We start from the raw sequence: 11,955 nt of genomic DNA, 5'->3' as shown, positions 1-11,955 counted from the left end.
CGTCTCCGCTCGCCACGACGGGCTCCGACGCCGGCGAGGTCCTCCGCTGGGCCATGCTGGCGGTGGCCGTCGGCGCGCTGACCGTCCTCGGGGCGTTCGCGGCGGCCCGACGGACCCGTCGTCAGGAGGACTGAGTGCACGCCACGTGGCGCCGCGTGACCGCGACGGTCGTCGCCGTCCTCGCGCTCGCGGCGCTCGTGGCGTGCTCGTCGGGCGACGGGACGCTCGCGCGGCTGCAGGCCGAGCCGGTGTGGACGCTCGAGGTGCCCGGCACGACCGTGCAGGACGTCGTGACGCGCGACGGCGGCTCGTCGCTCGGCCAGCGGGTCGTCGCGAAGGCGGCGAAGACGCTCGTTCCCGAGGACGGCACCACGGCCGCCGACGTCGTCGCCGCCCTGACGGCGAGCGCCGAGGACTCGGGCTGGACGGACCCGAGCGCGACGGACGGCTCGGTGACCTGGACCAAGGTCGTCGACGGCGTGACCTGGTCGCTGTACGTCGGCGCGCAGGACGACGGCGTCCGGCTGTCCCTCGACGCCAGCTGACCCGCGCGCTCAGACCTCGCGCGGGACCCGTCGCGTGAGGGTCATGAGGCGGCACATCACGCGGTGACCGCGGTCCGCGGCCCGCCCGTACATGAGCGGGCAGCCGCCGTCGATGACGGTGAGCCCGTGCTCGCGACCGAGCCGCACGGCGTCGTCGTCGACGCTGCCGCGGTCCACCGAGCGGTGCATCCACACCTGCCCGACGCCGAGGTCGATCGCCTCCTGGACGGTCCCGCGCGCGTGCTCGGGCCGGGTCGCGACGACGACGGCGTCGACGCCGCCCGGGATCGCGCCCAGGGTGTCGTACGCCCGGTCACCCTCCACCGTGGCGGCGTTCGGGTTGACCGCGAACACCTCGTAGCCCACCTCGCGCAGGCGTCGGTACACGACGTTCGCGCCATGGCTCTCCGGTGTCCTGGAGACGCCCGTGACGGCGATCCGCCGGGAGTCCAGGAACGTGTCGGCTGCTTCCTTGATGCTGGTCATGGTCGCTCCACCCCGAGTCGTCGACTCGACGCTAGTGACGCAGGGGGTGCCGCGGTCCGGGACCATCGACCCGACTTCGGACGCCTCAGCGCGGCGTCCGACAGGGCGCCTGCCGCGTCAGTCCTCGATCGCCTCGACGCCCTGCCGGTCGAGCTCGGCGAGGTGTGCGCGCATCGTCGCGAGCTGCTCGGGCGGGTGACCGACCCAGTCGGCGATCTCCCCGACGACGCGCACCGGCTCGCGCGTGCGGTACGACCGCGTGGGGTTCCCCGGGAAGCGCTGGTCGGTGACGTTCGGGTCGTCCTCGAGGTCGCCCGTCGGCTCGACCACGTAGATCCGTCCGCGTCCGTCGCCCGCGGCGAGCTCGGCACCCCAGGTCGCGGCGTCGAGCGTCTGCGTGACGTAGACGAACCCGGCCTCCCGGCCCGTGCCGTAGTTCGAGCGGCGGCCCGCCTCGAGCAGGTCGCCCACCCGCAGGTCGGCCTTGGTGCCGTGCAGGTAGGCCCCGGACTCGTGGACCTCGAACGGGACCGGTGCGTCGACCATCGCCGCCTCCTCGTCGTCGTCGCTCCGAGTGCACCTTGGCACGCCCGCCGCCGGCGCGCGTGCCTGGCGCGTGCACGCGTCGTCGCGCGCGTCGGCACGTGTGCCGGCGCCGGACGTCGTGACGTGGACCACGTGGGCGTGCCGTCCGCGCGACGCGGGCTTATAGTGGACATCGTGTCCAGTAATTCGACGCCACCGCGCGCCGGACGCCCCCGCTCCGAGCGGACCCGGCACGCGATCCTCGACGCCGCGACCGACCTCGCGCTCGAGGGGGGCCGGGTCCCGACGATCGACGCGGTCGCGTCGCGCGCCGGCGTCTCCCGGACGACGATCTACAAGTGGTGGCCGTCGTCCGCCGCGGTGCTCGCCGAGGGGCTGCTCGACCGGTTCCACGAGAGCATCGAGTTCGACGACGCGCTCCCCGTCCGCGAGGCGCTGACGCTCCAGGTCGACGCCCTCGTCACGCTGCTGCGCGACACCCCCGCCGGGCAGCTCGTCCGCCAGCTCCTCGCGGCGGCCGCGAGCGACCGGGCCGTCGGCGTCGCGATGCTCGAGCGCTGGCTCGAACCACGGCGCGCGACCGCGGCGCACCACCTGGAGCGCGGCGTCCAGCAGGGCGGCGTCCGTGCCGACGTCGACATCACCCTCGTCGTCGACGTGCTGTTCGCCCCCGTCTACCACCGGCTGGTCTGGGGTCACGCCCCGCTCGACGACGACCTCGCCCGTCACGTCTGCGACCTCGTCTGGCCCGCCGTCGCCGCCCCGACCACCGCACCCACCGCCGCGTCCTGACCTTCGCGACGACACCACCACCGAGAGAAGGACCATGACCACCGTCGCCAAGAACATCGTCGACACCCTCGTCGCCTCGGGCGTGAAGCGCGTGTACGGCATCCCCGGGGACTCGCTCAACGGCTTCACGGACGCGCTGCGCGGCTCCGGCATCGACTGGGTGCACGTCCGCCACGAGGAGGCCGCTGCGTTCGCCGCCGGCGCCGAGGCCGCGCTCACCGGCGAGCTCGCCGTCGCCGTCGGCAGCGCCGGGCCGGGCAACCTGCACCTCATCAACGGCCTCTACGACGCGCAGCGCTCGCGCGTGCCGGTCCTGGCGATCGCCGCGCACATCCCGACCGAGGAGATCGGCAGCGGCTACTTCCAGGAGACGCACCCGCAGGAGCTGTTCCGCGAGGCGTCCGTGTACTCGGAGTACGTCTCGTCGCCGACGCAGATGCCGCGCATCCTGCGCACCGCGATCCAGACCGCTCTCGAGAAGCGCGGCGTCGCCGTCGTCGTCATCCCGGGCGACATCGCCCTCGCCGAGGCGCTCGACACCACCGCCACACCGGTCCGCGCGACGCGTCCGCGCGTGCTGCCGGCGTCGTCCGAGCTCGACGAGGCCGCGACCCTGCTGCGCGACGCCAAGCGCGTGACGATGCTCGCCGGCGCCGGTGCCGAGCACGCCCACGACCAGGTCGTCGCGCTCGCCGGCAAGCTCGCCGCGCCCGTCGTCCACACGCTGCGGTCCAAGCAGTTCGTCGAGCACGACAACCCGTACGACGTCGGCATGACCGGCCTGCTCGGGTTCGCCTCCGGGTACAAGGCCATGGAGGCCGCCGACACGCTGATCATGCTCGGCACCGACTTCCCCTACCGCGCCTTCATCCCCGAGAAGGCGAAGGTCGTCCAGATCGACCTGCGCGGCGAGCACCTCGGCCGCCGCACGCCCCTCGCCCTCGGCCTCGTCGGCGACGTCGCCGAGACCGTCGACGCGCTCCTCCCCCTGCTCCCGCAGCAGACCGACCGCGAGCACCTCGACGAGGCCCTCGCGCACTACGCCAAGACGCGCACCAAGCTCGACGACCTCGCCACCCCGCGCAAGGGCACGCAGCCGCTGCACCCGCAGTACGTCGCGCGCGTCATCGACGAGCTCGCCGCCGACGACGCCGTCTTCATCCCCGACGTCGGCTCCCCCGTCATCTGGGCCGCGCGCTACCTGCACATGAACGGCCGCCGCTCGCTCATCGGCTCGTTCATCCACGGCTCGATGGCCAACGCGCTGCCCCAGGCCGTCGGCGCCGCCGCCGCGACCGGCCGCCAGGTCGTCGCGCTGTCCGGCGACGGCGGCGTCGCGATGCTCCTCGGCGAGCTCCTGACGCTGACGCAGAACCGCCTGCCCGTGAAGGTGGTCGTCTTCAACAACGCGTCCCTCAACTTCGTCGAGCTCGAGATGAAGGCCGCCGGCTTCGTCACGAACGCCACCGACCTCGAGAACCCGAGCTTCGCCGCGATCGCCCAGGCCGCCGGGCTCAAGGCGTTCCGCGTCGACGCGTCCGCCGACCTGCACGGGGCACTGAAGGAGGCGTTCGCCTACGACGGGCCCGCGCTCATCGACGTCGTCACCGAGCGCCAGGAGCTCACGATCCCGCCGTCGGTCAAGCTCGACCAGGCCAAGGGCTTCGCGCTCTACGCGCTGCGCACCCTGCTCTCGGGCCGCGGCGACGAGCTCCTCGACCTCACCCGCGCCAACCTCCGCCAGGTGTTCTGACACCTGCGTGACGCACGACGGGCCCGCCGCCGCGGTGGGCCCGTCGACGCGTCCGAGCGGCTCCACGCCGCGCCGGGCCACAGTCCGCTCCCGTTCCGGCCGACGAGCGGCACACGGGGCCGGCGCACGCGCTCGAGTCCGCGGCCTACAGCTCGAGGCCGAGCGCGAGCCGGAGCGTGTAGACGCCGTCCTGCGCACCGTCGACCGCGAGCAACGAGCGGCGACTCTTCGCGATGGCTCCCAGCATCCCGTGCAGATGATCGCGGTCCCGCCGCGTCGCCGCGTCGACGCGGTCAGCGGGTTCGATCAGCGTGGTCAGCACGAGGAAGTCGTCGAGGTGTCGCGCCCTTGCGGTGTCCAGGGTGACCGTGTGCGCGGCAGCCTTCGCCACCAACGCACCCAGCAGGCTCGGTCGTCGCACGGTCCCGGCCCGATCGCCGACGGTGACCTGCACGTTCTCGGTCCGGTCCAGCGCCTGCTGCGCACCGGGCGTCTCGAGCGTCGTCCCGCCACCGGCGCCTTTGCGCTGAGCGGCCCGCTCGCCGACATGCCGCGGGATGAGCACGTCGATCTGCGCGTCGCCCTTGACCCACCGGTGCTGATGCCCGGTCGGCGACGTACCGGCGGGGACGAATCCGAGACCGTCGAGAACGGTCGTGAACGTCATCAGGACGCCCGGGTTGCTCGGTTCTCCTCGGACGTCCAGCACGGCGTCAAGGTCGTCGGTCGGCCGCATCGGTGACCGCCCTCGCTCGGCGCACCACAGGTGCACCATCTGGCCGCCGACGAGCGTCCAGCCCGTGGGGTGCGAGTCGTACACGTCGAACAGCGCGTGCCATCCAGCCCGCTGCGACTCCCGCATGACGGGCATCGCGACGTTCACGATCCTCCCCTCGCGAGGGTCTCCCGGATGAGGGCGCCTGCGCGGGCCAGCGCCCTGGGCTCGTCATGCTCGGCCAAGTCCGCCGCCAGGACGAGGCGAGGCACCGGCCGGGGAGGCAGCTCGTCGACGACGTGCAGGACGACGTTCGCCGCGACTCCTCCCGGCCGCAGCAGGTACTCGCGCCGCACGGCGTCCACGTCGACGGCCCGGACGTATCCCTCCACGAGATTGCCCGCGGCGATGCCGGCACGCCCGTCCGACAACCCCGACGGTACGACCCGCTCGTCGTCGAGCAGCCCGTGCGGCGCACGAGCCTCGAACACCTGACGGCGCGCGCGCGAGCTGACCCACGACGCCAGCAGCTGCTCAGGTTCCGCGTCGTGCACGAGACGGTTGCGACGTTGACGCCACCGATATGCCTCGTCCGGCGCGTAGTCATCCGGGGCGACATCCGCGAGGATCGCCCAGGCGACATCCGGGACCATCGGCCGGGCGCGGCGCGGACGCGACGGCAGCGACGCGGCCTCGACGAGCCACTGCCGCCCGACTTGCCGAGCTTGCAGACGGCCGGCCTCGATCAGCTGGCGCACGCGTCGCGGCGACACCTCGAGGAGCTCCGCAGCCTCGGCCACCGACAGTTCCATAGGCACAACCCTACCGCCGAAGGAAGCTGTGTGCCTATGGTTCGGCGCTGCGATCGCGCGTCATCGGCAGCCGAACCGGCGGTACGTCGCGGATCAGAAGCCGGGAGGACGCACGAGGAAGCGCACGGATGTCCACGAACGACGAAGGGACCCATCCGTGCGGATGGGTCCCTTCGAACTGTGGAGGTGGCGGGAATCGAACCCGCGTCCGATGACGTGGAACCAGGGATTCTCCGGGTGCAGTCCGTGATGGATTTTCTCGGCCTCCACCACTCCCACGGACGAGAAGGTGGACAGGCCCAGTCAGCTAGAAGTCCCGATCCTCACACTGACGATGAGGATCAGCAGTGGCTCTCTAGATGACGCCGGGAACTAAGTCGAGAGCGTACTTAGGCCGACGGACTTCGAGGCTCGCTCAGGCGGCGAGGGCGAAGTCGGTGCGCTTGTTATCGGCACCTATGATTTGCACGGAGCGTTGACGAGATAACCGTGCGTCCTCGACCCGCTTCTCCTGACTCGACGATCACCGTCGAAACCGATCACCCCCATGTTTAGTTTTCAAGCTGCCGACCCGAGGCTCACCTGCGGTGCGGCTCCGGCCAGCCTACTGCCCCAACGCCGCCCCCGTCGCACTCATTCCCGGCGCATGGCTGCCGCCCAGACTCGCGACCCGGGGGTGACCGGGCTGTGGATGACGCCGTCGCCGAGATGTCCGGTTCGACTACCTTCGCCCCCATGTCGAACCGCGCAAGGGGGCACGGCCGCGTGAGCCCGGCCGTCACGGCACTGGTCGCCACACTCGTCGTCGTCGCAGCAGGCGCGTGCACTGCCGAACCGACGCCGACAGACCCCGTCGCTTCCCCACGGGAGACCGCGACGCTCACGCCTGATGCGTCGCCGACGACGACGCCGACACCGGACACGCCGGGGACGATCGCGGCTCTCCCGGATGGCGTGAAGCCGGAGCGTCCCGCCGCCATGGACTCGCCACCAACGGTAGAGGGCTCGACGGCGGTCGCAGCGTACTTCGTACAACTGTTTCCATACGCGGTACAGACGAACGACGTAGCCGACTTCGCGGCCCTCAGCCACGCGGAGTGTGGGTTCTGCAGCAGCACACAGGCCGACGTGGCCCGCCAGATAGAGCGCGGCGAACGCACGATCGGAGGAGGCATCGCCGTCTCCTCGGTGACCGCCACGGAGGTCGTGCCCCAGAAGCACTTCGCCGTGCATCTCACGATCGACGAGGCACCATCGCACGAGGAGAACGAGTTTGGGATGGTCGTGAACGACGATCCCGAACGTGAGACCTACTCGGTGGAGATGGCGCTTCTCTACGAGGACGGCAAATGGCTGGTCCGCGCTGTGGACTCTGAGGTGGTCACGGCGTGAGGCGTGCACGGTCGCTGGCACTCGCCATCGTGGCCGCTGGCACGATCGTCATCTGCTCGCCCGGCGTGGCGAGCGCCGCGGACTGGGGCTCGCAGGCTGAAGGAGGCGCCTACGTCGTCAACGCGTTCGAGGCCGCGCAGGAGCTGCAGCGATCGAGGTCCGCCGATCCGGCGCTCGCCACGACGAGGTACGCACGAGCGCCGATGTGCAACGTGACGACCGGTGGCGGTGTCGAGATGGGCGACGCCGACGACGTGTTCGGTGGGGGCGACAGCGACGGGGACGGCCGGATCGCATGCGGGCCGTCGAACACCACCGTGCCCGTCCCCGTCTGCGTCGACGGGCCACCCGTCCTGCCTCTGTGGCGGCAGACGCGGGCCGAGTTCACCGACCCGTGGCCGGCTGAGTGGACGCTGGCGCTGGGCTACTCGTGTCCGGAGGATGCTGTGCCGACGATGACGGCGGCGGACTTCCGGCGGTTGCCGTTGGCGGCGCCCGTGCTGCGGTTGCAGCCGGACCGAGGGTGGGTGCTCGTCAACAAGGAGACGGTCGTCATGACCGACCCCGCCGAGCAGACGTTGCGGACGGACCTGCTCGGGTACGGGGTCGATGTCGTCGCGACGCCGGCGAGCTACCGGTACGACTTCGGCGACGGGTCCGCGGACCTGGTCACGACCAGCCCGGGGCATGCGTGGCCGGACCACGACACGTTCCACTTCTACGAGCGGCTCGGCACCGTGCAGGTCACGCTCACGACGACGTGGCAGGGCCGCTACCGGGTCGACGGCACGACGGTGTGGCGCGACGTCAACGGCACGGCGACGACCGCGACGACGAGCGCACCGTTCACCGTCGAGGAGCGCCGTTCGCGACTGGTCGACGACCTCTGCACCGACATCCCCAAGCCCGACGACTGCTGAGGTCGCTCGGGCGACGGCCGACGCTCGCCGTCCCGCCGGTGCCACCGGGCGGCGCCGACCGAACGGCGTCGGAGAGCAGTGCGCGTCGGTCAGACGTCTGCGAGCAGGTCGTGTCGGTCAGACGAGGTCGGCGAGAAGTTCGGCGGCGCGGGCGGCGCCGTCGGTCTCGACCGGGCGGTACGTGACCTCACGGCCGGCCTCCTTGGCGATGGCCTCCGCGAGGCCGTCGGGGTCGACCGCCTCCTCGTAGGGCAGGTGGCGGCCGGCCTCGTAGCGGTCGAGGCGGGCGCGCACGTGGAACGTCTGCTCGAAGTGGTGGCGGAGCGGGACGTAGACGAACGGCTTGCGCAGAGCGGTGAGCTCCATGCAGGTCGTCAGGCCACCTTGCACGACGGCGACGTCGCACGCGGCGGACAGCCGGTACAGGTCGGGGACGTAGCCGAGCACGGTCGCACCGTCGGGAGCGGGCAACGAGGCCGGGTCGATGCGCGGTCCGGCGACGACGACGAACCGCAGGTCGGGGGCGAGCGACCGGGCCGCGGGGACGGCGTCGAGCACGCGTTGCAGCATCGGGCCGCCGACGCCGGAGCCGCCGACCGTCACGACGCACAGCCGCTCGTCGGGAGCGACACCGAGCTGCGCGCGCACGGCGGGCGCCTCGGCGGCGGCCGCGACCGGGTCGAAGCCCGTCACGTAGCCGGCGAACGAGAAGTTGTCGGCGGTCCAGGAGCGGATCGACGGCAGGTCCGGGCCGAAGGGCTGGTCGACGACGTCGTCGAGCGACCCGACGAACACCGACCGGTCGCGCACCCGCGCGAACCGAGCACGTTGCTCGATCATCTCGGCGTTGTAGTCGGCGGTCAGCGCGGCCTCGTGCGCTCCCCCGTCGGGCATCGGCAGCCAGCCGACGAAGTCCGTCATCCACGCGAACGCGAACCGCTTGAGCTCGGGGTTCTCGTGCAGGAAGTAGTCGACGTCCCACGCCTCGTCGCCGACGACCAGGTCGTAGTCGCCGCCCTCGACGACGTCGGAGAACACCATGAAGTTGTGCACGAGGATCTCGTCCATGCGCCGGATCGCCTGGAACGCGTGCAGGTCGTGCTCGCCGGCCTCGTGCTCGACGTGCCCGGACTCGTTACGCAGCCACGCGGACGCCGGGTGGACGCGCTCGCCGTGCTCGGCCAGGACGCGGGTCACGGGATGCTGCGCGAGCCAGTCGATCTCCAGGTCAGGACGCCGTTCGCGCAGCGCGCTGGCGATCGCGACGTCGCGCTGGGCGTGCCCCAGCCCGATGGGCGACGACAGGTAGAGCGCGCGTCGGCGGCGGTTGCGGGCACGGGTCCACGTGCGGCGGACGGCGACGCCCGAGGACGCGACGAGCGGCACGTCGGCGTCCACCTCCGGTCCCTCGATCCGCGGTGCACCGGAAGGGCCGGCGACACGCTCGACGAACGAGCGGATGAGGTGGTTCGTCTTGACGGGGTCGCGGGCGGGTGGGCCGTGGCCGGCGCCGTCGAGGACGACGAGCGACCCGCGGGTCAGCTCGGCGAGCCGCTCGCCGAAGGCCACCGGTCGGATGCGGTCGTCGGAGCCGTGGACGACGAGCACGGGGCAGGTCACGGTGCGGGCGAGCGGCACGATCGACTCGCACACGGCGCCGTCGCACCCGAGCCGACCGGCCGTCGTGTCGGCGAGCACGGACGGCGTGATCTCGTGCGCCCACCCGACGCAGTCCTCGACCTGCTTCGTCGAGTGCGGCTCGGGGAACATGCGCCGGAAGAAGAAGTCGACGAAGTCGTCGTACCCGCCGCCGAGCCAGTAGTGCTTGTTGTACTTCGCCCAGCCGTGCGTCGTGTCGAGGGGACGGTCCCAGGGCACCTCGTCACGACCAGGGGTCGCGACGTCGAGCCCGCACGACGGGGCGATCGCGACGATGCCGCTGACGCGCGACGGGTGCCGAGCGGCGTGGTGGACAGCCCAGGCGGCACCGCACGACAGCGTGACGAGCACGGGCGCCGACGTCGAGGTCGCATCGAGGACCGCGAGCAGGTCGGCCGCGTACTCGGCGTCGGTGTAGGCGGCGGCGCCGACGGGCCGCGACGACGCGCCGCTCCCCCGCCCGTCGAACGTGACGACGCGGAAGTGCCGGGCGAGGTAGCCGACCTGCAGCTTCCAGAACCGCGACGGCACGATCGACCACGTCGGCACGAGCACCACGGTCGGGACGGACGCGTCGTGGTGGTCGCCGTAGACGGCCCAGGCGATCCGCACGTCGCCGCGCGTCGCGACGCCCTCGACGTCCGGGTCGGCGGACCGGCTCGGGTGAGCCCGCGGGAGGTCCGACGACGTCGTCCCGCCCGGTCGCGCGGCGGTCTTGGTCGACGTCGTCGACGCCGGACCACCGACGGCGGGACCACCGACGGGCGCAGGTCCACCGACGGGCGCAGGTCCACCGACGGGCGCAGGGCGCGCCGCCGACGACGACTGCTCGGGCGTGGCCCGGGGGCCGTGGCTCACAGACGCAGTCTGCGCCGCCACGGCCCCCAGGTCACCCCCTCCCCCCGGACCGAAAGCACCGGCGGCCCGGGGCGCACCCGACGGGCGCGAGGTTCGCGAGCTGCTCACGGCCGGATCTCGAACACGTTGTTGAACGGCGTCGCAGCAGCGGTCCGGAAGGAGCCGCCGAACCCACCGGCCGTCGCGACGTCGCGGATGCGCGCGGGTCCGGCCTGCGTGCCGAGCGCGAGTCCGACGTCCTGCGACAGCGACGCGGGCGTGCACAGCAGCGTCGAGAAGCCGTAGTACGTGCGACCGACGGGGTTGAGGTTGTCCTCGACGCGGTCGCCGGCCATGGGCTCGACGACCATCCAGGTGCCGTCGTCGGCGAGCGCCTGGCGGACGTAGCGCGCGGCGCCGACGGGGTCGCCCATGTCGTGCAGGCAGTCGAACATCGCGACGAGGTCGAACCCCTGCCCCGTGAACTCCGTGGCCGACGCGACCTCGAAGGTCACCCGATCCGCGACGCCCGCCTCCTCGGCCCGCGCCCGCGCGACCGCGATCGACGCCGCGTGGTAGTCCGATCCCACGAACGTCGAGCGTGGGAACGCCTGCGCCATGAGGATCGTCGACGCGCCGTGCCCGCAGCCGACGTCGGCCACGCGCGCCCCGGCGGTCAGCTTCTCCACGACGCCGGACAGGGCCGGGAGCCACTCGTTCAGCAGATGCCCGTTGTACATGGTGCGGAAGAACCGCTCGCACCCGTGGTGCACGTTGCCGTTGTGCGCGTGCCACCCGAGCCCGTCGCCGTCGGTCGCGGCCGTGAGGATCTCCGGCGCGTCACGGACGGTGCCGGCGGCGAGCTGGAAGAACCCGGGCAGGTACGCGGGGCTGGTCGGGTCGGCGAGCGCGGCCGCGTGCTCCGCGGGCAGCGTGTAGCGGCGCGTCGACGGGTCGTACTCGACGTAGCCGCCGGCGGCCTGCGCCGACAGCCACTCCCGCGCGTACGGCTCGGCGGTCGCGGTGCGCTCGGCGAGCGAGGCCGGGGTGATCGGCTCACCGTCGGCCATCGTGCGGTAGTAGCCGAGCTTGTCACCCATGACGACGAGCGCGGTGTTGAGGGTCGCGCCGACCTCGTCGACGGCACGGAAGACGAAGGACATGAGCTTGTCGGGGTCGATGGTGCGCTGCGGCGCGTCGGCCTGGAGGGTCACGGTGGTGCTCCTTGTTCGAGAGACGTCGTGGACGGTTTGTCCGATCTCGACCTTCCCGGTGACGAACCCCGCATCGCATCAGGGGGTCCCCCTGGGGTCTCCCTAGAGTGGGACGGTGCTGGTCGGCCGCGAGCACGAGCGCCAGGTGATCCGCTCCCTGGCGGCCGGCGCGCGCGTCGGGCAGGGCGGCACGCTCGTCGTCGTCGGCGAGGCGGGGATCGGCAAGTCGGCGCTGCTGCACGACGCCGCCGACGACGCGGCCGCGCACGGCATGACGACGCTGC

At 72.3% G+C, this 11,955-nt stretch carries 12 protein-coding genes and 1 other RNA gene; 6 read left to right on the top strand and 7 right to left on the bottom strand.

Annotated features, from left to right (window positions below):
• Positions 1–134 precede the first annotated feature (134 nt).
• Entirely contained in the window at positions 135–545 is a 411-nt protein-coding gene (locus tag HGA02_RS03110; protein ID WP_168677482.1) for a hypothetical protein, read from the top strand.
• A gap of 9 nt (positions 546–554) precedes the next feature.
• On the opposite strand, the gene HGA02_RS03105 is transcribed toward HGA02_RS03110, so the two are convergent.
• Complete coding sequence (locus tag HGA02_RS03105; protein WP_168677478.1) at positions 555–1,031, bottom strand: CoA-binding protein; 477 nt, start codon at positions 1,029–1,031, stop codon at positions 555–557.
• A gap of 117 nt (positions 1,032–1,148) precedes the next feature.
• Complete coding sequence (gene arr, locus HGA02_RS03100) at positions 1,149–1,577, bottom strand: NAD(+)--rifampin ADP-ribosyltransferase (protein WP_168677474.1); 429 nt, start codon at positions 1,575–1,577, stop codon at positions 1,149–1,151.
• Positions 1,578–1,751: 174 nt separating this feature from the next.
• On the opposite strand from arr, the gene HGA02_RS03095 reads away from it, so the two are divergent.
• Both HGA02_RS03095 and poxB read left to right on the top strand, forming a co-directional pair.
• Entirely contained in the window at positions 1,752–2,369 is a 618-nt protein-coding gene (locus HGA02_RS03095; protein ID WP_343035243.1) for a TetR/AcrR family transcriptional regulator, read from the top strand.
• Between the two features lie 34 nt (positions 2,370–2,403).
• Positions 2,404–4,122 (top strand): ubiquinone-dependent pyruvate dehydrogenase, encoded by a 1,719-nt coding sequence (gene poxB, locus HGA02_RS03090; protein WP_168677469.1) that lies wholly within the window; start codon positions 2,404–2,406, stop codon positions 4,120–4,122.
• Positions 4,123–4,267: 145 nt separating this feature from the next.
• Here the strand turns inward: poxB and HGA02_RS03085 are convergent, their stop codons facing one another.
• From HGA02_RS03085 to ssrA, 3 genes are all read right to left on the bottom strand, one after another.
• Positions 4,268–4,789, bottom strand: coding sequence for a hypothetical protein (locus HGA02_RS03085; RefSeq protein WP_168677467.1), 522 nt, complete (start codon positions 4,787–4,789; stop codon positions 4,268–4,270).
• Positions 4,790–5,001: 212 nt separating this feature from the next.
• A complete protein-coding gene (locus HGA02_RS03080) occupies positions 5,002–5,649 on the bottom strand; it encodes a helix-turn-helix domain-containing protein (RefSeq protein WP_168677464.1) in 648 nt (215 codons plus the stop codon).
• 178 nt (positions 5,650–5,827) lie between these two features.
• Positions 5,828–6,196, bottom strand: a transfer-messenger RNA (tmRNA) gene (gene ssrA, locus HGA02_RS03075).
• Between the two features lie 188 nt (positions 6,197–6,384).
• Between ssrA and HGA02_RS03070 the strand changes: the two genes are divergently transcribed.
• Positions 6,385–7,041 (top strand): DUF6318 family protein, encoded by a 657-nt coding sequence (locus tag HGA02_RS03070; protein ID WP_168677462.1) that lies wholly within the window; start codon positions 6,385–6,387, stop codon positions 7,039–7,041.
• Between the two features lie 29 nt (positions 7,042–7,070).
• The gene (locus tag HGA02_RS03065) at positions 7,071–7,961 is read left to right on the top strand and encodes a hypothetical protein (protein ID WP_343035241.1); all 891 of its coding nucleotides are present in this window, start codon (positions 7,071–7,073) and stop codon (positions 7,959–7,961) included.
• A 117-nt stretch (positions 7,962–8,078) separates the two neighbouring features.
• Here HGA02_RS03065 and HGA02_RS03060 read toward each other — a convergent pair whose 3' ends face one another.
• Positions 8,079–10,478 (bottom strand): alpha/beta hydrolase, encoded by a 2,400-nt coding sequence (locus HGA02_RS03060; protein ID WP_343035240.1) that lies wholly within the window; start codon positions 10,476–10,478, stop codon positions 8,079–8,081.
• Between the two features lie 104 nt (positions 10,479–10,582).
• A complete protein-coding gene (locus tag HGA02_RS03055; protein ID WP_343035239.1) occupies positions 10,583–11,671 on the bottom strand; it encodes a class I SAM-dependent methyltransferase in 1,089 nt (362 codons plus the stop codon).
• A 115-nt stretch (positions 11,672–11,786) separates the two neighbouring features.
• Here HGA02_RS03055 and HGA02_RS21785 point away from each other — a divergent pair.
• Positions 11,787–11,955: AAA family ATPase (locus HGA02_RS21785; RefSeq protein WP_168677458.1), on the top strand; the 169-nt coding region annotated here is incomplete at its 3' end.

It is taken from the genome of Cellulomonas septica (genome assembly GCF_012396155.1).
In the GTDB taxonomy this organism is placed as follows: domain Bacteria; phylum Actinomycetota; class Actinomycetes; order Actinomycetales; family Cellulomonadaceae; genus Cellulomonas; species Cellulomonas septica.
This window is presented reverse-complemented; position numbering and strand designations above follow the sequence as displayed.

Excerpts from the sequence above, each read along its gene's own strand:
- HGA02_RS03105 (WP_168677478.1), bottom strand. The coding sequence starts at position 1,031 with ATGACCAGCATCAAGGAAGCAGCCGACACGTTCCTGGACTCCCGGCGG.
- arr (WP_168677474.1), bottom strand. The coding sequence starts at position 1,577 with ATGGTCGACGCACCGGTCCCGTTCGAGGTCCACGAGTCCGGGGCCTAC.
- poxB (WP_168677469.1), top strand. The coding sequence starts at position 2,404 with ATGACCACCGTCGCCAAGAACATCGTCGACACCCTCGTCGCCTCGGGC.
- HGA02_RS03085 (WP_168677467.1), bottom strand. The coding sequence starts at position 4,789 with ATGACGTTCACGACCGTTCTCGACGGTCTCGGATTCGTCCCCGCCGGT.
- HGA02_RS03080 (WP_168677464.1), bottom strand. The coding sequence starts at position 5,649 with ATGGAACTGTCGGTGGCCGAGGCTGCGGAGCTCCTCGAGGTGTCGCCG.
- HGA02_RS03070 (WP_168677462.1), top strand. The coding sequence starts at position 6,385 with ATGTCGAACCGCGCAAGGGGGCACGGCCGCGTGAGCCCGGCCGTCACG.